Annotated in this window: 20 protein-coding genes and 1 pseudogene; 8 read left to right on the top strand and 13 right to left on the bottom strand. The window is 68.8% G+C overall.

Features of this window, described 5'->3' with window-relative positions; translation table 11 throughout:
* Positions 1 to 51 precede the first annotated feature (51 nt).
* Genes ABIB51_RS04025 through ABIB51_RS04050 form a run of 6 tightly spaced genes read left to right on the top strand, consistent with a single transcriptional unit; the run spans position 52 to position 4,787 of the window.
* The gene (locus ABIB51_RS04025; protein ID WP_354185714.1) at positions 52 to 264 is read left to right on the top strand and encodes an MbtH family protein; all 213 of its coding nucleotides are present in this window, start codon (positions 52 to 54) and stop codon (positions 262 to 264) included.
* Complete coding sequence (locus ABIB51_RS04030; RefSeq protein ID WP_354185716.1) at positions 261 to 1,253, top strand: ATP-binding cassette domain-containing protein; 993 nt, start codon at positions 261 to 263, stop codon at positions 1,251 to 1,253. The genes ABIB51_RS04025 and ABIB51_RS04030 overlap by 4 nt, the downstream gene beginning before the upstream one ends.
* Positions 1,250 to 2,050 (top strand): ABC transporter permease, encoded by an 801-nt coding sequence (locus ABIB51_RS04035; protein ID WP_354185718.1) that lies wholly within the window; start codon positions 1,250 to 1,252, stop codon positions 2,048 to 2,050. Before ABIB51_RS04030 ends, ABIB51_RS04035 begins: the two co-directional genes overlap by 4 nt.
* A gap of 7 nt (positions 2,051 to 2,057) precedes the next feature.
* On the top strand, positions 2,058 to 2,810 hold the full coding sequence (locus ABIB51_RS04040; RefSeq protein WP_354185720.1) for a 4'-phosphopantetheinyl transferase family protein: 753 nt from the start codon (positions 2,058 to 2,060) through the stop codon (positions 2,808 to 2,810).
* A gap of 43 nt (positions 2,811 to 2,853) precedes the next feature.
* A complete protein-coding gene (locus ABIB51_RS04045) occupies positions 2,854 to 4,110 on the top strand; it encodes an MFS transporter (RefSeq protein WP_354185722.1) in 1,257 nt (418 codons plus the stop codon).
* Complete coding sequence (locus tag ABIB51_RS04050) at positions 4,107 to 4,787, top strand: FadR/GntR family transcriptional regulator (RefSeq protein ID WP_354185724.1); 681 nt, start codon at positions 4,107 to 4,109, stop codon at positions 4,785 to 4,787. Before ABIB51_RS04045 ends, ABIB51_RS04050 begins: the two co-directional genes overlap by 4 nt.
* A 228-nt stretch (positions 4,788 to 5,015) precedes the next feature.
* On the opposite strand, the gene ABIB51_RS04055 is transcribed toward ABIB51_RS04050, so the two are convergent.
* A complete protein-coding gene (locus ABIB51_RS04055) occupies positions 5,016 to 5,552 on the bottom strand; it encodes a hypothetical protein (RefSeq protein WP_354185726.1) in 537 nt (178 codons plus the stop codon).
* A gap of 192 nt (positions 5,553 to 5,744) precedes the next feature.
* On the opposite strand from ABIB51_RS04055, the gene ABIB51_RS04060 reads away from it, so the two are divergent.
* Positions 5,745 to 6,035: a hypothetical protein gene (locus ABIB51_RS04060; RefSeq protein ID WP_354185728.1), complete on the top strand. Its 291-nt coding sequence runs from the start codon at positions 5,745 to 5,747 to the stop codon at positions 6,033 to 6,035.
* 23 nt (positions 6,036 to 6,058) lie between these two features.
* Entirely contained in the window at positions 6,059 to 6,886 is an 828-nt protein-coding gene (locus tag ABIB51_RS04065) for a DUF1206 domain-containing protein (RefSeq protein WP_354185730.1), read from the top strand.
* Between the two features lie 26 nt (positions 6,887 to 6,912).
* Here ABIB51_RS04065 and ABIB51_RS04070 read toward each other — a convergent pair whose 3' ends face one another.
* The 12 genes and pseudogenes from ABIB51_RS04070 to ABIB51_RS04125 all read right to left on the bottom strand — a co-directional run bounded on the left by ABIB51_RS04070 (position 6,913) and on the right by ABIB51_RS04125 (position 20,741).
* A complete protein-coding gene (locus tag ABIB51_RS04070; protein ID WP_354185731.1) occupies positions 6,913 to 7,917 on the bottom strand; it encodes a DNA topoisomerase IB in 1,005 nt (334 codons plus the stop codon).
* A gap of 47 nt (positions 7,918 to 7,964) precedes the next feature.
* The gene (locus ABIB51_RS04075; RefSeq protein ID WP_354185733.1) at positions 7,965 to 9,440 is read right to left on the bottom strand and encodes an FAD-dependent oxidoreductase; all 1,476 of its coding nucleotides are present in this window, start codon (positions 9,438 to 9,440) and stop codon (positions 7,965 to 7,967) included.
* Between the two features lie 117 nt (positions 9,441 to 9,557).
* Positions 9,558 to 10,829: a uroporphyrinogen-III C-methyltransferase gene (gene cobA / locus ABIB51_RS04080; protein ID WP_354185735.1), complete on the bottom strand. Its 1,272-nt coding sequence runs from the start codon at positions 10,827 to 10,829 to the stop codon at positions 9,558 to 9,560.
* A 144-nt stretch (positions 10,830 to 10,973) separates the two neighbouring features.
* A complete protein-coding gene (locus ABIB51_RS04085; RefSeq protein ID WP_354185737.1) occupies positions 10,974 to 11,270 on the bottom strand; it encodes a putative quinol monooxygenase in 297 nt (98 codons plus the stop codon).
* A gap of 171 nt (positions 11,271 to 11,441) precedes the next feature.
* On the bottom strand, positions 11,442 to 12,419 hold the full coding sequence (locus ABIB51_RS04090; protein ID WP_354185739.1) for an ABC transporter permease: 978 nt from the start codon (positions 12,417 to 12,419) through the stop codon (positions 11,442 to 11,444).
* Positions 12,409 to 13,134 carry an ABC transporter ATP-binding protein gene (locus ABIB51_RS04095; RefSeq protein WP_354185741.1) on the bottom strand — a complete coding sequence of 242 codons (726 nt, stop codon included), beginning with the start codon at positions 13,132 to 13,134 and terminating at the stop codon, positions 12,409 to 12,411. The genes ABIB51_RS04090 and ABIB51_RS04095 overlap by 11 nt, the downstream gene beginning before the upstream one ends.
* Before the next feature lie 43 nt (positions 13,135 to 13,177).
* Entirely contained in the window at positions 13,178 to 14,368 is a 1,191-nt protein-coding gene (locus tag ABIB51_RS04100; RefSeq protein ID WP_354185743.1) for an ABC transporter substrate-binding protein, read from the bottom strand.
* Between the two features lie 238 nt (positions 14,369 to 14,606).
* Positions 14,607 to 15,616 (bottom strand): annotated as a pseudogene (locus ABIB51_RS04105) (RtcB family protein); the annotation flags it as partial.
* 142 nt (positions 15,617 to 15,758) lie between these two features.
* The gene (locus ABIB51_RS04110) at positions 15,759 to 17,219 is read right to left on the bottom strand and encodes a sulfate adenylyltransferase subunit 1 (RefSeq protein ID WP_354185745.1); all 1,461 of its coding nucleotides are present in this window, start codon (positions 17,217 to 17,219) and stop codon (positions 15,759 to 15,761) included.
* Positions 17,219 to 18,286: a sulfate adenylyltransferase subunit CysD gene (gene cysD / locus ABIB51_RS04115; protein ID WP_354185747.1), complete on the bottom strand. Its 1,068-nt coding sequence runs from the start codon at positions 18,284 to 18,286 to the stop codon at positions 17,219 to 17,221. The genes ABIB51_RS04110 and cysD overlap by 1 nt, the downstream gene beginning before the upstream one ends.
* A complete protein-coding gene (locus ABIB51_RS04120) occupies positions 18,283 to 19,002 on the bottom strand; it encodes a phosphoadenylyl-sulfate reductase (RefSeq protein ID WP_354185749.1) in 720 nt (239 codons plus the stop codon). Before ABIB51_RS04120 ends, cysD begins: the two co-directional genes overlap by 4 nt.
* On the bottom strand, positions 18,999 to 20,741 hold the full coding sequence (locus ABIB51_RS04125) for a nitrite/sulfite reductase (protein WP_354185751.1): 1,743 nt from the start codon (positions 20,739 to 20,741) through the stop codon (positions 18,999 to 19,001). Before ABIB51_RS04125 ends, ABIB51_RS04120 begins: the two co-directional genes overlap by 4 nt.
* Positions 20,742 to 20,771 lie beyond the last annotated feature (30 nt).

Here is a 20,771-nt window from a genome sequence, read left to right on the forward strand (position 1 = left end):
TGTTGCACGTGAGGGGATTTCCGTACGCCAGAACCGACAGGAAAGGTCAACGTGACGAATCCATTCGATGACAAGTCCGCAACGTTCTCCGTACTCGTCAATGAGTACCAGCAGCATTCCCTGTGGCCCGCCTTTGCGGCAGTTCCGCAGGGCTGGGTCACGATGTTCGGACCCGACAGCCGGGAAGCCTGCCTGGACTACGTGTCCCGGACGTGGACCGATATGGCCCCGCGCAGGGTCGCCGAACTCGCCGCATCGCAGTGATCCGGGTCGAGAACGTCAGCAAGAGCTTCGGCAGCTTCAAGGCGTTGGACGGCCTCACCCTCGGCGCCGGGGAAGGAACCGTCCTGGGCCTGCTCGGTCCGAACGGTTCCGGCAAGACGACCACCGTCAAGGTGCTCACCACCCTGCTGGCTCCGGACAGCGGCGACGCCCGCGTCGCCGGCCATTCGGTGCTGAGCCACCCCGACCTGGTCCGGCGGAACCTTGGCCTGTCCGGACAGTACGCAGCCGTGGACGAAAAACTCACGGCCTTCGAGAACCTGCACATGGTGGGCCGGCTGTATGGGATGAACCGGAGCACGGCGGCCGCCCGGGCGAACGAACTGCTCGAGAGCTTCCGGCTGACCGACGTCGCCGGGAAACGTTCGGGAACTTTCTCCGGCGGCATGCGCCGCCGGCTGGACCTGGCCGGCGCCATAGTGGCACGCCCCAAAGTGGTGGTCCTCGATGAGCCCACCACCGGGCTGGACCCGCGCGGACGGCTCGACACGTGGGATGTGGTCTCACGGCTGGTTGCCGACGGCACCACCGTGCTGCTGACCACCCAGTACCTTGAAGAGGCCGACCGCCTCGCGGACCACATCGCCGTCATCAACCACGGCCGGGTCATCGCGGAGGGGACGGCGAACGAGCTGAAGCAAAGCGCCGGATCGGAACGGATCGACGTCGTGATGCGCCATGCCGCGGACCTGCCCGCCGCCACCGCCGTGCTGGCGCGGGCCGCCGGACCGGACGCGCGCCCGGAACAGGATCCGCAGAACCTCAGCATTTCCATGGCCGCTCCCGGCGGCCACCGGCTCCTGGTGAAAGTGCTGTCCGACTTGGACGCGCAGTCCCTGCCCGTGGAAGAAGCGTCCTTGCGGCGCCCCACCCTGGACGATGTGTTCCTGCAGCTGACCGGCCGCCCGGCCGCCCCCGTGGCCCCGGTTGCAGAACCCGGCATGCCGGAGAAGGCCGAGGCCTTCGTATGAGCGCCATCACGGCAGCAGCCCGGGACAGCTCCGTCATTGCCCGACGCAACCTCATCAACGTCCTGCGGACGCCCGGCGCGCTGGTCACTGGAATCGTGCAGCCCGTCATGTTCGTCCTCTTGCTGGGCTTCGTCTTCGGCGGGACCCTCGGCGGGGACCAGTACCGCAGCTTCCTGATCGGCGGCATTCTCGCCCAGACCCTGACGTTCAACGCCTCCTTCACGGCCGTGTACCTGGCCAAGGACCTGCAGCTCGGGCTGATCGACCGGTTCCGCTCCCTGCCGATGTCCCGCGTGGCCGTCATCCTGGGCCGCACCTCCTCGGACCTGTTCACCAGCGTCCTGTCCGTCGTCGTGACCCTGGCCTGCGGGCTCGCCATCGGCTGGCGTATCACCACCGGCCCTGGCTCCGCGCTGGCCGCCCTGTCGCTGCTGCTCCTGTTTGCCTTCGCCGTCTCCTGGATCGGGGCCGTCATCGCCCTGACGGCCCGGAGCGTGGAAGTGGCGCAAAGCCTGGGACTCGTGTGGCTCTTTCCGGTCACCTTCGTCTCCGGCGCCTTCGTCTCCGTCACGTCCCTCCCCGGCCCGCTCCGGGTGATCGCAGAATGGAATCCCGTCACCGCCGTCGCCACCGCGGCGCGGGAGCTCTTCGGCAACAGCGCCCCGGCCGGCTTCGGCACCCCGGCCGGCTGGCCCGCAGAGAACGCCGTGCTGTACTCGGTCCTGTGCAGCGTCGGCATCATCGCCGTCTTCGCACCGCTGGCCATCGCCCAGTACCGCAGGATCAGCAAGAGATGAGCACCGGATGACACTGCCCGCACGCACCGTCTACGTGGCTGTGGCGTCATCCGGGATCGAGGCCGCCTGCCTGGGGCATGGCGGCCTCGACGCGTTCCTGTCTCCGGCGGAGGCAGCCTCCGCCGGCCGCTTCCGGCGCCCGGCGGACCGGCTGGACTACTCCGCCTCGCACGCCCTGTTCCGGCTCCTGGCCGCCCGGCAGCTGGGGCTCGGGCCCGGCGCCGCCGCCGGCCTCGAGGTCCGCCGCCGGTGCAGCGGTTGCGGCGGCACCGACCATGGAAAGCCCGAAATCGAGGGCACCGGCCTGAGCCTGTCCCGCAGCCACGGCGCCGTGATGGCAGCCGCCGGTCCGGCCGGCGCCAGCCTCGGCGCGGACCTCGAGAAGATCCCGGCCAGCGTGTTCGACGGCTTTGACGATTTCGCCGTGGCCCCCGGCGAACTCGCCGGCCATGACGGTTCCGGCGAGGGCTCCGCCGAGGACGACAAGAAAGACGACGACGCCGCCCGGATGCGGTTGTGGGTGGCCAAGGAGGCCGTCCTGAAGGCCGCCGGCCTGGGGCTGTCGCTGGAGCCGGCCAGCCTGCGGCTGCTCCCGTCGGGCAGCCCCGGGGTGTACCGGACCGAGTGCCCGCATCATGCCCCGGTCCACGGAATGCTCAGTTGCGCGGTGCCGGCCGCAGCCGGCTACGCCGCCGCCGTGGCCGCCCACGCGGGCCTCCCGCCGCAACGGCTGTCTCTCGCCGAGATTTTTGCCACTTAAGTCCGGATTTCAAACGTCAAACGTCTAACCTTTGAATATGAGCATGGCTAGCAGCACGGCGGCGTCCGCCCTTCCCGAGACAGCACCATTGCCCGGCACCGGCGGCGCGCAGCAGCGCGGCGTGGTGGTGGCCGGCGTCGTCGCGATCGTGCTGATCGGGCTCAACCTGCGGGCCGGCATCACCGGGGCCGCCGCACTGCTCCACGACCTGCAGGCTGTCCTTGGCTACGGACCGCTGATCGCTGCTGTCATCCCGTCGATCCCTACACTGTGTTTCGCGGTGGCCGGCGCCGCCACCTCCTGGCTGACCCGGCAACTCGGACTCGAAAAGGCCATCCTGCTTTCCCTCGTGATGCTGGCCGCCGGACTGGTGCTGCGGGGCATCCCGTCCACCGGAATGCTGCTGGCCGGCACCGTGGTGGGCATGTCCGGGCTGGCCGTCTGCAACGTGGCGATGCCCTCCTTTATCCGGGTGCATTTCGCGGACCGCACGTCCCTCATGACGGCCCTCTACACGGTCACCATGACCACGGGCGCCACCGTCACCGCCGTCCTGATCGTCCCCGTGGCGCAAGCGCTCGGGTCGCCCTCCGCGGGCGTCGGATCCATCGGTTTGATGGCCCTGTGCGCCTGCCTCGGCTTCGTTCCGATTGCGGTGCATGCCCACCGGAATGCGTCCGCCGTCAAGGCCGCCCGGGTGTCCCCCTGGCCGCTGCTGCGCACCCGCACTGGGGCGCTGATCACCCTCGGCTTCACGGTCCAGGCGCTCCTGGCCTACGCGGTGCTCAGCTGGTTCCCCTACATGCTGGTGACAATGGGGATGACCGCTTCCGCGAGCGGGCTCATGTTCGGGCTGATGCAGCTCGTCTCCGTCCCCGCCGGCATGGTGCTGGTGGCCATCGGATCCCGCCCAAGCAGGCTGCGCGGCGCGTTCCTTCTGGCCACCGTGACCATGGCGCTCGGCGTCCTGGCGATGCTGGTGCTGCCCGTTGACTGGGCGCCTCTGACGGCGGTACTTCTGGGCTTCGGGCTCGGCATCTTCCCGCTGGTCATGGTGATGATCAGCCGCAGCGGCCGCACCACGGCGGAGACCACCGCCCTGTCCACGGTGGCCCAGTCGGCAGGCTACCTGCTGGCCACTCTTGGTCCCTTCGGCATGGGCCTGCTGCACAGCGCCACTGGCTCCTGGACGCTGCCGTTGATCCTGCTGCTGGCTGTGGCCCTCGGCCAGATCGGCGTCGGCCAGCTCCTCACGGCCCGGCCCAAAATTCCGCAGTCCGCCGAAAGGACCCCGCGATGACCCTCACCGCCTCGCACCGGCCCCCGCTGGTGGCCGAAGTCACCGCGAAGCTGCGGGCCCTGATCCACTCGGGCGAGTGGCCGCTGCAGCAGCGCATCCCAGCCGAACCGGAACTGATGGCGGCCTTCGGCGTCTCCCGCGGCACCCTGCGCGAGGCCATCAAGGCCCTGGCCCACAGCGGAATGCTCGAGGTCCGCCGCGGGGACGGCACCTACGTCCGGGCCACCAGCGAGATCGCGGGGGCCACCCAGCGTATGTACCAGGACCATTCCCAGGAGCACATCCTCGAGGTCCGGGTGGGCCTGGACACCCAGGCCGCCCGGCTCGCCGCCCGCCACGCGACGGCCGGCGACATCGCCGGCATGCGCGAGCTGCTCACGGCACGCCGCGTCGCCTGGCTGGCCGGAGACTATGCCGCCTGGGCCCGCGCCGATTGGGACTTCCACGTGCTGGTGGCCGAGGCGTCCGCCAACCCCCTTCTGCACGAGCTGTACGTCAGCTTCGGCGTCATCTTCCACAACGACCTCCTTCGGCAGCAGCGCCGGGGAGGGTTCAACGGCCTGCCGCACGAGGGCCACGGCGAGCTGGTGGACGCCATTGCCGGCCGCGACGAGGCTGCCGCCGTCGAGAGCGTCACCCGGAACCTGAACTCCTGTGCGGAATGGCTTCAGGAGTAACCGCCTAGGGTTTCTCCAAGGTCGCTCGAAGATGCTCTGTCTCAGCGGTGTGCCCTCAGCCAGCCCGGCCGGCGGTCGGCCACCGTGAGCGGCGCCGGCAACGCCGACTTCTAGCGGCCGCCTCCTGCGCCCAGCAGCAGGAGCCCGGCGACACAAAGGCCCCCGGGGCAGGAACTGCTGTTCCTCCCGGAGGCCTTTGTGTCGCCGGACCCCGGCGTCACCCGCCAATTACCGTGCGAGGCCCTTGAAAACGTTCTTGGGGCGCTGCATTTCACCGTGCTTGGCACCGAGCACGATCACCCAGCCGGCGAACACCGGGATGGCCCACTGCAGGATCTTCAACTGCTGCTGCGCGGAACGGAGTTCCTCGGACGCGCCAGGCTTGGGCTCCGTTGCCCCTTCAGCTCCCTCACTGGCCAGCTTGTCCACCTTGGCTCCCTGCAGGCCCGCGTAGAGCGTCACCGCCGCCCCTGCGAGGGTGACGACCGACTTGTAGGCAGTCAGCCGGGTGACTCCGTCCTGCTTGGCCATCCGGCCCTTGTTCTCCCATATGACGGCAAGGCCGGTGAGGAAGTGCGCACCGAAAGCGGCCGCCTGGAACGGGGCCCACTTCTTCCAGCCGAGGCTGGACAGCCGGGTCCGTTCCGCGGGGTCTCTGGCTTCCGCCGTCGCACCGTTAAGTCCAATGGCGCCCATCAGCGAGCCGCCGAACCAGGCGCCTGCCGTCAGGTCGTGGATGGATCGGGCAACTAGATTACCTGCCATGTTGAGCTTCCTATCGTCGGTGGTCGGATCCGGAAAACGCCGCACCAGCGTGTGGCGGTGCGCCGCCGGGAGCATGTCCAAAAACCCGGGCATGATTCGGCCATGGTAAGCACACTTACCAAAAAGGTGGTAGTCCGGCGTCCGGGCCGGTTCACCCGCCGGAAACCGGGTCCCGCGCGTAAAATCAGCGCCATGGAAGAAACTGGTCAACTCTTTGGTTGGTCCTTCGGCGACAGGACCCGGGTGGACGAGCCGGGGTACCTGGACGCGCTCCGGGAGGCCGCACTGGCCAACGCGAAGCACGATGCCGCCTCGCGCGGTTTCGAGGTCGAAGCCGGGACGGAAACGTACGCGGTGATCGAACAAGGCGGTACCCTCGTCCAGGTGGACTCAGTCCCCGGCGGGCTCATTGTCCGGTGCACAGTGACGTTAGTGGGTGCCGGCGCGGAAGACATCCATGCCGAAGGCCCCATGACCGGCTGAGCGGGCGGGCGGCGGCGCAACCGATGTCAGACCGCGACACTGCGCTCGGAGATGCCGCCGACGCCGCCGAGACGGCGTCGAACAGCCCGGTGCTCGACGTCGTCGCACGTTCGGGTTTCGCCGTCATGGCACTGCTGCATATCGTGATCGGGGCCATCGCCCTCGCCCTGGTCCTCGGCGCCCCGGGGCAGGCCGACCCCACGGGCGCCATCGAACAGCTCGCGGCGAACCCCTGGGGCCCTGCCGTGATGTGGGCCGGTTGCACGGCCTGCGCCGGGCTTTCGCTCTGGCAGTTGAGCGAAGCGACCCTGCGGGCACGCCATCTCCCCCGCGGCGAACGGCTGGGCAAGCTAATTTCCTCCGGCTTCCTCGCCATCGCTTACGGCAGCGTCGGGTTGAGCTTCGCCGGCTTCGCGCTCGGCACCCGCGGGGATTCCGGCGACTCGACCCGGGACTTCAGCACGGCCCTGGTCCAGAGCCCGCTTGGCGCTCCGGCCCTGGTCGGCCTCGGACTGACCATCATGGGGATCGGCGTGTACTTCATCGCCAAAGGCCTCGGCAAGAAATTCAAGGAGGAGCTGCACCGCTTCGAGGGGACCCGCAGGGGGAAGCTGATCAGCGGGCTGGGCGTGTCCGGGCACGTGGCCAAGGGGGTGGCGCTGATCCTGACCGGGCTGCTGTTCGTCATCGCCGCGGCGACCAACAACCCCGATTCCTCAACGGGACTGGACGGGAGCCTCAAGGCGCTGCTCGGGCACCCGTTCGGCCCGGTGCTGCTCGTCGCGATCGGGGCGGGGTTCATTGCCTACGGCGCGTTCGCCCTGCTCCGGGCGCGTTTCGGGCGGATGTAGCAGCTTCCGGCCGGACGAGGCCGGCGCTATTGGCCGGCGGCCTTCCGCAGCGGAACCACATCGCCTTCCTGGTACAGCAGGGCGCGGATCTCGGACTCTGCGGAATCCAGCCGCCTCGGGTCGATCGTCTCCCCGGCCGCGAAGTGGTCCAGCAGCCGCGGATCCACATAGCTTTTCCGGGCGATCGAGGGCGTGTTCCCCAGGACCGCGGCCGCATCCTGCATGGACCGGCTCACCGCACTCATCCGGGCCGAGACTTTCGCCTGCGGGCCGCTCTGCGCCAGGCTGATGGCCGCCGCCGCCGTCCCTCGCAGGGTGCGGAAGTCCTTGGCGGTGAAATCCTCCCCCGTTCGCTCCTTGACGTACTCATTGATGTCCGCGCTCGACACCGGATGCCAGCTGCGGCCGTCCTTGTAGGCCAGCAACCGGGCGTTGCCGCCGCGGCGCTTGAGCTGCCGCACGACGGCGGCGAGGTCGGCGTCGTCGATCCGAGATTCCCACGTCTTGCCGCTCTTGGCGGGGAAACTGAGCCGGAGTTCGTCCTTGCGCACCGTGACGTGGGCGCAGAGCAGGGTGGCGAGGCCGTGGCTGCCGTTTTCGTTGGTGTACCGCTCCGAGCCGACCCGCAGCGATCCGCTGTCGAGCATCCGGAACGCGGCCGCCAGAACCCGTTCCCGGGTCAGCCCGTCGGAGCGCAGGTCCATGGTCACCAGACGGCGGGCTGCCGGCAGGGTCTCGGCCAGCTGGAGCGAACGGTCGAACTTCCGCCGGTCCTTCCGCTCGCGCCAGCCCGGATGGTAGATGTACTGCCGCCGGCCCACGGCGTCGAGTCCTGTGGCCTGGATGTGCCCGTTGTCGTACGGGGCAATCCAGACCTCCGTCCAGGCCGGCGGGACCCCGACGCCCTCCAGCCGCTCCCGCACCGGCCCGGGAGGGAGGGTGGACCCGTCGAGGTCCTTGTAACTGAACCCGGTGCCGGCTGGGACCCGGCGGTACCCGCGGCCGGACGCATTGCTGTGACGGAGCCTCATGACGGTAAGCCTACTGACTACCGGTGTGGAATGGGCAAGCGCGGCGCTTAGACCTCGACGGCGGCGCCGCGGGAGATCTCCACCATGTCCTCGCGGGGCACCACCTTGATGCGCTCGCGCTGGACGGCGACGCCGTGCGACTCGCCGGCGGCCGTCGCCTTTTCGCCGAGGGCGCGTTCGTGCTCGTCCAGGGCCAGCCAGCCTTCCCAGCTGGTGTACTGTATGCCGCGGCCGGCCAGGAGTTCCACGATTGCTTCCGGTGCGGGCGCCGCGGCCAGCGGGAGGTTTTCGCGGTCCTCGAGCAGGTAGGTCACAGTTTCGAGGGCGTCGCCCTTGGTGTGGCCGATCAGGCCCACCGGGCCGCGCTTGATCCACCCGGTCGCGTAGATCCCGGGCAGATGGGTGCCGGCGGCATCCAGGACGCGGCCGCCGTCGTTCGGGACAACTCCCTTGCTGTGGTCGAACTCAACCTCGGGGAGGGCAGAACCAAAGTACCCGATGGCACGGTACACGGCCTGGACCGGGTAATTGATGTACTCGCCGGTGCCGCGGGCGTTGCCCGTGCCGTCCAGTTCGGTGCGCTCGAACTTCATGCCGGCGACGCGGCCGGGGGCGTCGGCGTTGTCTGTTTTTTCTCCGTAGATCTCGACCGGGCTGTGCAGGAAGTGCAGGTGCAGCCGACGGGACGCCGTGAGCTCGGAGAGGTTCTCGGGCTGTTCGGCGATCCAGTTGGTGAGGGTGCCCACCATGGTCTTGGTCTGGTTGTTGCTCTGGACCTGCCGGTCCGATTCGGCGTCGAACTCGAAGTCCTCGGCGTAGAGGATGATGTCCACGTCTTTGGAGTGGGAGAGTTCGCGCAGTTCCAGCGGCGTGAACTTGACCTGGGCCGGCCCGCGCCGGCCGAAGACGTGCACGTCCGTGACCGGCGAGGACTTCAGGCCGGCGTAGACGTTGTCCGGGATCTCCGAGACCAGGAGGTCGTCGGCGTGCTTGGACAGCATCCGGGCCACGTCCAGGGCCACGTTGCCGTTGCCGATCACGGCGATTTCCTTGGCCTCCAGCGGCCAGTCGCGGGAGACGTCCGGGTGCCCGTCGTACCAGGAGACGAAGTCGGCGCCGCCGTAGGAGCCCTCGAGTTCGATGCCCGGGATGTTCAGGTCCGCGTCCTTGATGGCGCCGGTGGCGAAGATGACGGCGTCGTAGTGGGTGCGGAGGTCCTCAATCGAGAGGTCCGTCCCGTAGTCGACGTTGCCGAAGAAGCGGATGTCGCCGCGGTCCAGGACCTTGTGCAGGGCGTTCACGATGCCCTTGATCCGCGGGTGGTCCGGGGCGACGCCGTAGCGGATCAGGCCGTAGGGCGCCGGGTAGCGGTCGAAGAGGTCGATGCTCACGGTGAGCTCCCCGCTCTTGACGGCCTCGCTTTTGGTGAGGATGTCCGCGGCGTAGACACCGGCGGGGCCGGAGCCGACGACGGCGATGCGCAGCGGGCGGGCAGCGGTTCCTACAGGGGTGTTCGTTGACACGGCTGTGTTCCTTTGTTCTTCGGCATCCGTTGCTCCAATACCGCCCTTTTGAGGCTTGATAACGGCAGTTATGGAGCAATCGACGGGTGTTAGGGGTTGGTACGCGGGTCTTCGGGGCTACTTGGTCAGTACGCGCGGAGCGTTCGGGGTGGTGGTGCTGTAGTCGGCGGTCTTGAAGTGCGGCGGCGCGAACGGGCTGACGCGGACCACGTCGCCGATCACGATCACGGCGGGGTTCGCGACGCCTGCGGCCTCCGCCTGGTCCGCGATGGTCCCGAGGGTTCCGATGGTCACCCGCTGGTTCGGCAGGTATCCGTTCTCTACGATGCCAACAGGCGTCCCCTGAGGCAAACCGGCGCGGGCCAGGGAGGCTGCGGAATCGCGCAGCTGGCCCACGCCCATGAGCAGGATCACGGTGTGGTCGGCGCGGGCCGGGACTTCGGAGAGTTCCTCGTGGCCGGTGACCACGCTGAAGCCTTTGGCGAGGCCGCGGTGCGTGACCGGGATGCCGGCGGCTGCCGGGACGGAGATGGCCGAGGTGACGCCGGGGACCACTTCGACCTCGACGCCGTGCTGCCGGCAGAACTCGGCTTCCTCCCCGCCCCGGCCCAGGACGTACGGGTCCCCGCCCTTGAGCCGGACCACGCGGTGACCCTGCAGGGCTTCGTCGACCAGGATCCGGTTGATCCCGCCCTGCGGGACGGGATGGTGGCCGGGGGTTTTGCCGACCTCGATGACGCGGACGTCGGGGGCCAGTTCGGCCAGGAGTTCACGCGGTCCGAGGCGGTCCGCCACCACGACGTCGGCCTGGCCCAGGAGCCGGCGGCCGCGGACGGTGATGAGCCCGGTGTCGCCGGGACCGCCGCCCACGAGGGCTACCGATCCGGTGGTTGCCCCGGTGCCGGAAACACGGTGCCGGCGCAGCGGCAGGTCACCCGTTTCCAGGGCGGTGGCGACGGCGTCGCGCAGGGCCATGGCGCGGCGCGGGTCTCCTCCGGCGTTGACAGCGATCTTCACGTCATCCACTACGGCGACGGCGGGGGTCCAGGCGGCGGAGGCTTCGTGGTCGGAGGCGTTGACGCACCAAATGCGCCGCGCCTCGGCGTCGGCCGAAACCTGGGCGTCGACGGCGGGATCGCCTGTGGCGGTCTGGACGAACCAGGCGCCGTCGATGTCGGACGGGAGGTAAAGGCGGGGCTCCCAGGTGAGGAGGCCGGCGTCGGCAAGTCCGGCCAGGGCCGGGCAGGCCAGGGGCGCGACGGCGGTAACGCGGGCGCCGGCGTCAAGCAGTCCCTTGGCGCGGCGGGCGGCCACCGGGCCGCCGCCCACGACGAGCACGGGGCGGCCGAGGAGGCGCAGCGCCGTGGGGTAAATGTCCTGAATTGGCATGCATCGACGATAGGGCGGCGTCTTATGGCGGAACAACGGTGCGGAAACACCCGTTCACGCAAGGTAACGCCACGTCACATAATTGGGCGGCCCCCGGGTGCCTTGGAGGCGGCCCCCGGGTGCCGCAGGACCGCTCGCCTGCGCCTACTTCACCGCAATGAGTTCGACCAGTTTGATGTCGGGGTCTTTGGCCAGCAGAGCGGGGCCGTGTTCGCCAAGGGCTGCCGGGATGGCCCCGTTGAGGTGCGCCTGCCGGTCCTCCTCGGTGTCGAACGTGTCGAAAATGCCGAAGGTGTTCTCGTTGACCCGGAACGCGTACCAGGTCCGGGTACCCGGTTCGTTGAGCACGATCTCGCGGCCCCCGTTGAGGAAGTCCCAGACCTCCTGTTCCTTCCCCGGCTTGGCTTCGACTAGTGCCAGCACTGCGTACTTTGGCGCCACGGCTGTCTCCTCAGGATTGGGACGGGATCGGCCGCACACCGGCCGGTAGGCGTGAGTCTAGGCCGGTACCGGGGGCCCGGACAAGGAGTACCGGGGAGGGGGCGAGGACACAGCAGAGCCCGCCGGCGGTGGTCGCCGTCGGGCTCTGCTGTTGCGTTGCGCCGGGGACGCCTAGCGGGTGCTCCCCGCGAGGAGGCCGCGGCGGCGCAGCAGGCGCTTTTCAATCGGTGCGAAAACAAGCAGTTCGATCAGGATGCCGACGGCGAGGATCAGCAGGATTGCCGCCATCACCACCGTCATGTCCGAGAGGTCGCGGCCCTGGTTAAGCATGGAACCCAGCCCGAAGCCGATGCTTCCGCCCACCGCGATGATTTCCGCGGCCATCAGGGAACGCCAGGAGAAGGCCCAACCCTGTTTGAGTCCGCTCAGGTAGCCCGGCAAGGCGGCGGGGAGGATGATCTGCAGGGCCAGCTGCAGGCGGGAGGCGCCCAGGACCGTGCCGACGCTGCGGTACTGCGGCGGGATCTGGTCCACCCCGGAGATCAGCCCGTTGATGATCGACGGGATGGCCCCCATGAAGACCACGAAATACACTGTGGCGTCGGTCAGGCCGAACCAGATGATCGCCGCGGGCACCCAGGCCACCGAAGGCAGCACCTGGAGCCCCGAGATCAGCGGTCCGAAAGCGCGGCGCAGCGGGGCCACCTGGGCCAGCAGGAGCCCGACCGGGGTGGCGATGGCCACGCTGATCAGGAAACCGATGAGCCCGCGCTGCAGCGAGGTCCAGACGGCCTCCTGCAGCTTGCCCTCGGCCCAGAGATTGCCGATCTGGCCCAGTACGTCGAGCGGGCCGGGGACCAGGTCTCGGCGCTTGATGCCGAGCGACACATAGAGCTGCCAGACGACCAGCAGGACCACGAGCGCGGCGACCGGCAGCAGGATCCGGCTCCAGTCGATGCGGGCCTTGTGCCCGGCGTCGGACTGCAGGGAATCCAGCCCGGATTCAAGTTCGCGCAGGTCGGCCGGGCCGGTGGAGGAGCGTGTGAGGGCGGCGTGGACCTTGCGGGTTCCCGGGTCTGAGCCCGGGATGAGGGACGTTTCGGCCGGCTCGGCGGCCTGCGCGTAGTGGGACAGGAACTTACTTGGCATGGCGGCGGATCTCCTCGCGTAGCCGGGCGGTGATTTCGCCGGTGAGCTGGCCGGCCAGTCCGGCGTCGGTGCGGTGTTCTTCGCTGACGTGCCATTCCCGCACCACGCGGCCGGGCCGTGAGGAGAGCAGCAGCACGCGTTGGCCCAGCCGGACGGCCTCGCGGACATTGTGCGTGACGAAGACGATGGTGCGCCCGGTTTCCTTCCAGATCCGTTCCAGCTCGTCATGGAGCAGGTCCCGGGTGATCGCGTCCAGGGCCGCGAAAGGCTCGTCCATCAGGAGCAGCTGCCGGTCCTGGGCCAGCGAGCGGGCCAGGGCCACGCGCTGGCGCATCCCGCCGGACAGCTCGTGCGGGCGCTTGTCCCCCGCCCCGCCCAGGTGCACGAGGTCGAGGAGCTCGTCCGACTTCACCCGGCGTTCGGCTTTCCCGACGCCGCGGAGCTTCAGGGCCAGCTCGATGTTTTCCCGCGCCGTCAGCCAGGGGAAGAGCGCCGCGTCCTGGAACATGAACGCGGCACCGTCGCTGGGCACTTCCAGGGCTCCCGACGTCGGCGCCTCCAGTCCCGCCATGATGTTCAGCAGGGTGGACTTGCCGCAGCCGGACGCACCGAGCAGGGCGACGAACTCGCCCTGCCCGATGGTGGCATTGACGTCGTCCAGCACCGGGGCGCCGTCGCCGAAGCGCTTGCCCAGGCTTTCCAGTACGACTGGCATGGTCACGTCCTTACTTTTGTGGCGGGGGTGCGGGGAGAGCGGATCAGTCGTTGCCGAGTCCCTGCGCGGAGATCTTCGTTCCCGTGCTGCTCTCGCCGAGGACACTGTTCAGGGCCGTGAGGTCGAAGATGCCGTTGATGTCGGCCTGGGTGGTGGTTCCGGCGTCGACGCCGTCCTGGAGCAGTTTCTTGTACGTCCCGGCGAGCGGGTCCACGGTGAAGACAATGTTCTTCAGGGACCGCTCGATCACGTCGGCCGGCAGCGCGGACCCGGCGGATTCCTTGAGCGCGGCGTTGAGGACCGAGGCCTTCTCCGCCGCCGGGGCGGCATTGAGCCAGTCCACGGATTCGGTGTGGCCCTTCAGCAGGGCCTTCACGGTGGCCGGGTGTTCCGCGGCGAACTTCTTGTTGACGATCAGGACGGTGGTAATGAATTCACCCTTGTCCCACAGGTCCTTCTCATCCACCAGGACCTTCGCGCCGGCCTGGAGCACCAGACGCGAGGCCCACGGTTCCGGCAGCCACGCGCCGTCGAGCTTGCCGTCCTGGAACAGTTTCAGGGTCTGGGCGTTCTCGGTGGGGTTGATGGCGACGTCGCCGCTGCCGTCCGTGGAGGTCTTGTATCCCTGCTTGCCGAGCCAGGCCCGCAGCGCCACGTCCTGGGTGCCGCCGAGCTGCGGACTCGCGAGCTTCTTGCCCAAGAGGCCCGCGGCCGAGGAAATCTCCGGCTTGACCACCAGCTGGGCGCCGCCCGAAGCGGCACCGGCGATGATGTTGATCGATTCGCCCTTGCTCTTGACGTAGGAGTTGATCGCCGGGTTGGGCCCGATGTAGGTGGCGTCGATGGCCCCGGCGTTGAGGGCTTCGATCGCGGCCGGGCCGGCGTTGAAGACCTGGGTGCTGAGTTTGGTGCTTCCGAGGTTCTTGGCGATCAGGCCCTGGTTGACTCCGACGAGGGCCGGGGCGTGCGTGACGTTGCCGAAATAGCCGAGTTTGAGTTCGGCGGCCGGATGGGCGTCGGCGACGGCCGCAACGGGCGCGCCTTCGTTGTTGCGGGCCACCGTCGACGCCACCGCGGCGCCGGCGCCGATCAGGAGGACCAGCCCGGCGGCCAGGCTGATCTCCAGGGTGCGTTTGCGTTTGGGTTTGCCCGACTCGCCGGCGACGATCCGGGTGGTGCCGGTGGTCGGGTTTTCGGGGTTCTGGCTATCGGTGTTTCGGGGCGTAGATGACATGCGTGAAGTCCTGTTCTGGGGAAGACGGGTTGGCCGGGCGGGTGGTCAGCGCCGGCGACATCGCCCCAGGGCGGTCCGCCGGAAGCGGCCGGAGAGGCGTTCAGTGGTTGTCATGGATTCACCATAGGGAGTGCCATGAACGAGGTTCAACGGTCCGGAAACCCGGGGTCACAGGGGTTCACGGAACGTCACATTCGGGCCGGGACAGTGGGGACCGCCATCCGGGAGCTTGGGCTCATCAATCGCCCTTGACGTTGACGAGCTGCCGCAGCTTGTGCCGGATGCTGACGAGGTCGGCGGAGTCGCGCATCACCTGGTCGATGGGTCTGTACGCCGCCGGGATCTCTTCGATGAATGCCTCACCGGGGCGGAAATCGATGCCCCGCATGGCGGCCTTCAGCTCGGCGAGCGAAAAGGCTTTCCTCGCGGCGGTCCTCGAGTATTCCCTCCCGGCGCCGTGCGGCGACGAGTTCAGGGACAGGGGGTTCCCAGCCCGACAACAACGTCGGACGCCGTGCACATGGAGCCGGGGATCAGCCCGGCGTCCCCGGCTGCAGCCTTGATCGCCCCCTTGCGCGAGACCCAGACGGACTTGCCGTAGTGCTTCTCCTGCGCGGTGAAGTTGTGGTGGCAGTTGATCCGTTCGGCTTCCCGGACGCGACCGCCTGTCCAGGATTCAAACTGCCGGACCACGCGGTCCATCATCTCCTCACGGTTCAGCAGTGCGTAGTGCTGGGCCCAGCGGAGTTCCCTGATGTAACGGTCGAATTCGGGGGTGCCCTCCTCGAGGTAGGCCAGGGCCGGGTGCGGCAGGACGACGTGCCTCATCCGGACCGACGTCCGGGCCTCGTCAATGTGCCGTTGCGCGATTTTGTTGCCCACGCCGCGGGAGCCTGAATGCAGGAACAGCCGCACGGTGTCCGTCTCATCCGCGCACACTTCGATGAAATGGTTGCCCGAGCCCAGCGATCCCGGCTGCAGCTTCCAGTTCGCGGAGTACTGGGCGGGGTCGAAGCCCGCCGTCGCTGCCATTCGCCGCAGCCCGGCCAGCCGCGGTTCGGCGGTGGGGGTGATCCTTCGGTTGCACTTGCCGGCGGACAGCGGAATGGCCTGTTCAATACCCTCCCGCAGGCGCTTCCGTTCCTTAGGCAGATCCTTGAGGTCATCCTGCGTGCGGACGGCAATCATACCGCAGCCGATGTCGACGCCCACGGCGGCCGGGATGACGGCACCAAGGGTGGGGATGATCATGGTCCGCCGGCCGGGTCGCAAGGGCCAATGGCAGCGAATTCGCCGGACACGTGCGGGGTCGCCGTAAGTTTACGGCGACCCCGCACGTGTCCGGCGACCCGCAGGTAGCCAGGGTACTTTCAGTCGGTTCGGGCAGGCCTCAGATCGAGTAGCGCTCGTCCTCGTGATCGCCCGGGTGGTCCTTGACCAGGCCCGCAGCGAGGGTATTGCCGTCCTGCGGGTCGATCACGAGGAACGCGCCGGTGCGGCGGTGGTGCAGGTAGTTCTCCAGCGGAAGCGGCGCAGCGAGCCGCAGCTGGGCGTGGCCGATGTCGTTCAGCTCCAGCGTGGAGGTGGGCTCGAGCTGGAAGCTGGCGAGGTCCAGCTTGCCCGTCACGTTCCGGACCAGGGCCTGGACCGTGCGGGTGCCATGCTTGACCAGCACTTTGGTGCCCTCGCGGAGCGGTTTCGGCGAGAGCCAGCAGAGGGCGGCGTAGAGGTCGGCCGAGGCTTCCGGTACTTTGCCACCGGCGGGCCCCGCCGCAGCGATGGTGTCGCCGCGGGCGACGTCGAACTCGTCCGCGAGGCGCAACGCGACGGACTGCGGGGCCACGGCTTCGGTGAGCTCGTCTCCGGCAAAGTCGATGCCGGTCACTGTGGTGGTGCGCGGGGCCTGGCCCGGGGTCAGGACGCTGACCTTGTCTCCCAGCTTCACCGATCCTTCGCTGATCTGGCCGGCGTAGGCGCGGTAGTCCCGGTACGCGCTGGCGTCCAGTCCGCCGGCGATGGCGTCGGGGGCGAGCGCGCCCTGCGGCCGGACCACCAGCTGGACGGGGAAACGGAAGCTTTCCAGGTGGCTTTCGAGTTCGTCCGCGGCCGGCAGCGTCTCCAGGACTTCGAGCAGTGCCGGGCCGTCGTACCAGGGCGTGCGGTCCGAGCGGTCCACGACGTTGTCGCCGTCGAGCGCGGAGACGGGGACCACGAAAAGATCTGCGAGCCCGCCTGTATTTGATTCGTCCCGGCCGAGCCCGAGCTCGCGCCCCACCTGCTGGACGTCCGCTTCGATCTGCCGGAACACGTCCTCGCTGAAGTCAACGAGGTCGATCTTGTTCACGGCCACAATCACGTGCGCAACGCGCAGCAGCTGCAGCACGGACAGGTGCCGGCGGGTCTGCTCCAGGACGCCTTTGCGTGCGTCGATGAGCACGACGACGGCATCCGCGGTGGACGCGCCCGTCACCGTGTTCTTGGTGTACTGCACGTGCCCGGGGCAGTCCGCGAGGATGAAGCTGCGCCGGTCCGTGGCGAAGTAGCGGTACGCGACGTCGATGGTGATGCCTTGTTCCCGCTCGGCGCGCAGGCCGTCGGTCAGCAGGGCGAGGTCAATCCCGCCCCTTTCGCCGCCGAACCCGCGGTCCACGGAGGTGCGGGCGACGGCGTCGAGCTGGTCGGCGAGGATCGCCTTGGAGTCATGCAGGAGCCTGCCCACCAGGGTGGACTTGCCGTCGTCGACCGATCCGGCGGTGGCGAAGCGGAACAGGGTCGAAGACAGAATGCGGTGGGCGAGGGGGGCCTCGTCAAGAAGGGCAGCCGCGCGGGCTGTATCGATTTCGGTGCTCATTAGAAATAGCCATCCTTCTTGCGGTCTTCCATGGCGGCCTCCGAAATGCGGTCATCCGCACGGGTGGCCCCACGTTCGGTGATGGTCGAGGCGGCAACCTCAATGACGACGTCGCGCACGGTGGCGGCGGCCGATTCGACGGCGCCGGTGCAGGACATGTCGCCGACGGTCCGGTAGCGGACGGTCTTGGTGATGACCTGTTCGTGCTCGCGCGGCTGGGAGACTTCGCCGACTGCCCGCCACATGCCGTCGCGGGCATAGACCTCGCGGTCGTGGGCGTAGTACAGGCCGGGCAGCTCGATGTTTTCGCGCTCGATGTAGCGCCACACATCCAGTTCGGTCCAGTTGCTGATCGGGAAGGCCCGGACGTGCTGGCCCACAGTGTGCCGGCCGTTGTAGAGGTTCCAAAGCTCGGGCCGCTGGTTGCGGGGGTCCCACTGGCCGAACTCGTCGCGCAGGCTCAGGATGCGTTCCTTGGCCCGGGCCTTGTCCTCGTCCCGGCGGCCGCCGCCGAAGACGGCGTCGAACTTGTTGCGCTGGATCGCGTCCAGCAGCGGCACGGTCTGCAGCGGATTCCGGGTGCCGTCGGCACGCTCGGCCAGCTCGCCGCTGTCGATGAACTCCTGGACGGAGCCGACGACGAGCCTCAGGCCCAGCCGATCCACCGTGCGGTCGCGGAAGTCGATGACCTCCGGGAAGTTGTGGCCGGTGTCCACGTGCAGCACGGGGAACGGCACCTTGCCGGGCCAGAACGCCTTGGTGGCCAGGTGCAGCATCACCACGGAATCCTTGCCGCCGGAGAACAGCAGCGCAGGCTTCTCGAACTCGGCGACGACCTCCCGGATGATGTGAATGGCCTCGGACTCGAGGGTGTCCAGGCTGGAGAGGCGGGCCGGGGAGCTCAGGCGGGCCTCCGCCGTCGACCCCGATGCCGCCCCGGGAGTGGCATCGGGCCTGTCGGAGCCGCGCGCATCGTCCGAAGGACGAATGCCGCGCGGCGCAGAGGCGGGGGCGGCATCTGCTGTGGAGGCGGTGGTGACCATCGTCGTCGTGCTCAAGTTGCTCATACGTGTAGTCCGCATTCTGTCTTGTCGGTTCCTGCCCAGCGTCCGGCGCGGGGATCATCGCCGGGCGCCACCTTCCGGGTGCAGGGCTGGCAGCCAATGGACGGGTAGCCCTGTGAAAGCAGCGGATTGACGGGGAGGAGGAAGTCGATCGAGTACTGGACCAGCTGGTCGAAGCTCCAGGCCGCCACCGGGTTGACCTTGACCAGGCCGTTGGTTTCGTCCCAGGTGACCAGCGGGGTGTTGGTGCGGGTCGGGGCCTCGTCGCGGCGGACGCCGGTGAACCAGAGTTCATAGCCGGCGAGGGTGCGGCGCAGCGGGGCCACTTTGCGCAGCGCGCAGCACTGGGCGGGGTCGCGGGCGAAGAGGTCCTTGCCTAGGAGCCGGTCCTGCTGTTCCACCGTGTTCTCCGGCAGCACGTCGACGACGTTGACGCGGAGGTTCGCGGCCACCTCGTCGCGCGTGGCGTGGGTTTCCGGGAAGTGGTAGCCGGTCTCCAGGAACAGGACGTCGACGCCGGGAAGCTGGTCCGCGACGAGGGCCGGGAGGACGGCGTCGGCCATGGAACAGGCGACGGCGACCGCGGGGAGCTCGAAGTTGCGTGCCACCCAGGCGATGACTTCGCGGGCCGGGGCATCCCAGCCGAGCTCGGCGGCGCCGGCTTCGGCGATGGCCTTGAGCTCGTCGTGCGTGCGGTGCGCAACGGGGCCGTTGGTCACTGGAGGTCACCCTCGTCGGCGGCGAAGGCCCATTCCGCGAAGGTCTGGTCCGCGGCGCGGTCGGCAACGAACTTCCGGACCACACGCTCGACGTAGTCGGGCAGCTCCCCGGCCGTGACCTTGAGGCCGCGGACGGTGCGGCCAAGGCCGGCTTCCTCGCGGCTGTCGGATGCGAGCCCGCCGCCGAGGTGGACCTGGAAACCCGGGGTGGGGTCGCCGTCGGGCGTCGGCAGCATCATGCCTTTGAGGCCGATGTCCGCCGTCTGGATCCGGGCGCACGAGTTGGGGCAGCCGTTGATGTGCAGGGACAGCGCCGCGGGCAACTGCTTGCTCTCGGTGAGGTCGGCGAGGCGGCGTTCCAGTTCGGCGACCGCGGTTGCCGCGGTGACCTTGGTTTCGACGATGGCGAGCTTGCAGTATTCGATCCCGGTGCAGGCGATGGTGCCGCGGCGGAATACGGACGGCCGGGCGGAGAGGCCCAGCGCGTCGAGCTCGGCGACGAGCGGTTCCACCTGTTCCCGGGGCACGTCGAGGACCACGATTTTCTGGTGCGGCGTGGTGCGCAGCCGCTGCGAGCCGTGGGCTTCCAGCGTGGACGCGAGCTTCACGAGCTGGCTGCCGGAGAGCCGGCCGGCCAGCGGCGTGGCGCCGATGAAGAACTTCCCGTCCTTCTGTTCGTGCACGCCGATGTGGTCGCCCGGGGAGGAGGGCTTGGGCGCGGCGGGGCCGTCGGCGAGCTCGTAGCCGAGGTATTCGTCCTCAAGGACCTGGCGGAACTTCACCGGCCCCCAGTCGGCCAGCAGGAACTTCAGCCGGGCCTTGGTGCGCATCCGGCGGTAGCCGTAGTCGCGGAAGATGCTGGTCACGCCGAGCCAGACGTCGGCGGCCTGGTCCGGGCGGACGAACGCGCCCAGGCGTTTGCCGAGCATCGGGTTGGTGGAGAGTGCGCCGCCCACCCAGAGGTCGTAGCCGATGCCGAGCTGGGGGTGGACCAGCCCGACGAGGGCGACGTCGTTGATCTCGTGGACCACGTCCTGGCTCGGGTGGCCGGTGATGGCGGTCTTGAATTTGCGCGGCAGGTTGGCCAGCTCGGGGTCGCCGATGAAGCGTTCGGCGAGCTCATGGATCAGCGGTGTGGGGTCGATGATCTCGTCCTTGGCAATGCCGGCGACCGGGGAGCCCAGGATCACGCGGGGCACATCGCCGCAGGCTTCCGTCGTGGACAGGTCCACGGATTCGAGGCGGCGCCAGATCTCCGGAACGTCCTCCACCCGGATCCAGTGCAGCTGGATGTTCTGGCGGTCGGTGAGGTCGGCCGAGTCGCGGGCGAAGTCCACGGAGATCTGGCCGATGACGCGGAGCTGTTCGGTGCTGAGGGCGCCCCCGTCGATCCTGACGCGCAGCATGAAGTACTTGTCCTCCAGCTCGTGCGGCTCGAGCGTGGCGGTCTTGCCGCCGTCGATCCCGGGCTTGCGCTGGGTGTAGAGGCCCCACCAGCGGAAGCGTCCGTGCAGGTCGGTGCCGTCGATCGAGTCGAAGCCGTGCTTGGCGTAGACGGATTCGATACGCTCGCGGACGTTCAGGCCGTTGTCTTCCTGTTTCCAGGTTTCGTTGGCGTTCAGCGGCGCGGTGCCGTCCACTTTCCATTGGCCGTGCGGCTTGGCGGCGGGACGGTGGCGCTTGGCGCCGCCTGCGGCGGCCTGGTCAGCGGACGCTCCGGCTAGAGCTGTATCAGTCATGGATCGACTGTAGGTCCGGCCGTAATCCCG

The organism is Arthrobacter sp. UYCu712 (assembly GCF_040547005.1).
Taxonomy (GTDB): Bacteria; Actinomycetota; Actinomycetes; order Actinomycetales; family Micrococcaceae; genus Arthrobacter.

Excerpts from the sequence above, each read along its gene's own strand:
- ABIB51_RS04070 (WP_354185731.1), bottom strand. The coding sequence starts at position 7,917 with ATGAGGCTCCGTCACAGCAATGCGTCCGGCCGCGGGTACCGCCGGGTC.
- ABIB51_RS04090 (WP_354185739.1), bottom strand. The coding sequence starts at position 12,419 with ATGCCAAGTAAGTTCCTGTCCCACTACGCGCAGGCCGCCGAGCCGGCC.
- ABIB51_RS04065 (WP_354185730.1), top strand. The coding sequence starts at position 6,059 with ATGTCAGACCGCGACACTGCGCTCGGAGATGCCGCCGACGCCGCCGAG.
- ABIB51_RS04095 (WP_354185741.1), bottom strand. The coding sequence starts at position 13,134 with ATGCCAGTCGTACTGGAAAGCCTGGGCAAGCGCTTCGGCGACGGCGCC.
- ABIB51_RS04050 (WP_354185724.1), top strand. The coding sequence starts at position 4,107 with ATGACCCTCACCGCCTCGCACCGGCCCCCGCTGGTGGCCGAAGTCACC.
- ABIB51_RS04035 (WP_354185718.1), top strand. The coding sequence starts at position 1,250 with ATGAGCGCCATCACGGCAGCAGCCCGGGACAGCTCCGTCATTGCCCGA.
- ABIB51_RS04045 (WP_354185722.1), top strand. The coding sequence starts at position 2,854 with ATGGCTAGCAGCACGGCGGCGTCCGCCCTTCCCGAGACAGCACCATTG.
- ABIB51_RS04125 (WP_354185751.1), bottom strand. The coding sequence starts at position 20,741 with ATGACTGATACAGCTCTAGCCGGAGCGTCCGCTGACCAGGCCGCCGCA.
- ABIB51_RS04040 (WP_354185720.1), top strand. The coding sequence starts at position 2,058 with ATGACACTGCCCGCACGCACCGTCTACGTGGCTGTGGCGTCATCCGGG.
- ABIB51_RS04055 (WP_354185726.1), bottom strand. The coding sequence starts at position 5,552 with ATGGCAGGTAATCTAGTTGCCCGATCCATCCACGACCTGACGGCAGGC.
- cysD (WP_354185747.1), bottom strand. The coding sequence starts at position 18,286 with ATGAGCAACTTGAGCACGACGACGATGGTCACCACCGCCTCCACAGCA.
- cobA (WP_354185735.1), bottom strand. The coding sequence starts at position 10,829 with ATGCCAATTCAGGACATTTACCCCACGGCGCTGCGCCTCCTCGGCCGC.
- ABIB51_RS04110 (WP_354185745.1), bottom strand. The coding sequence starts at position 17,219 with ATGAGCACCGAAATCGATACAGCCCGCGCGGCTGCCCTTCTTGACGAG.
- ABIB51_RS04060 (WP_354185728.1), top strand. The coding sequence starts at position 5,745 with ATGGAAGAAACTGGTCAACTCTTTGGTTGGTCCTTCGGCGACAGGACC.
- ABIB51_RS04100 (WP_354185743.1), bottom strand. The coding sequence starts at position 14,368 with ATGTCATCTACGCCCCGAAACACCGATAGCCAGAACCCCGAAAACCCG.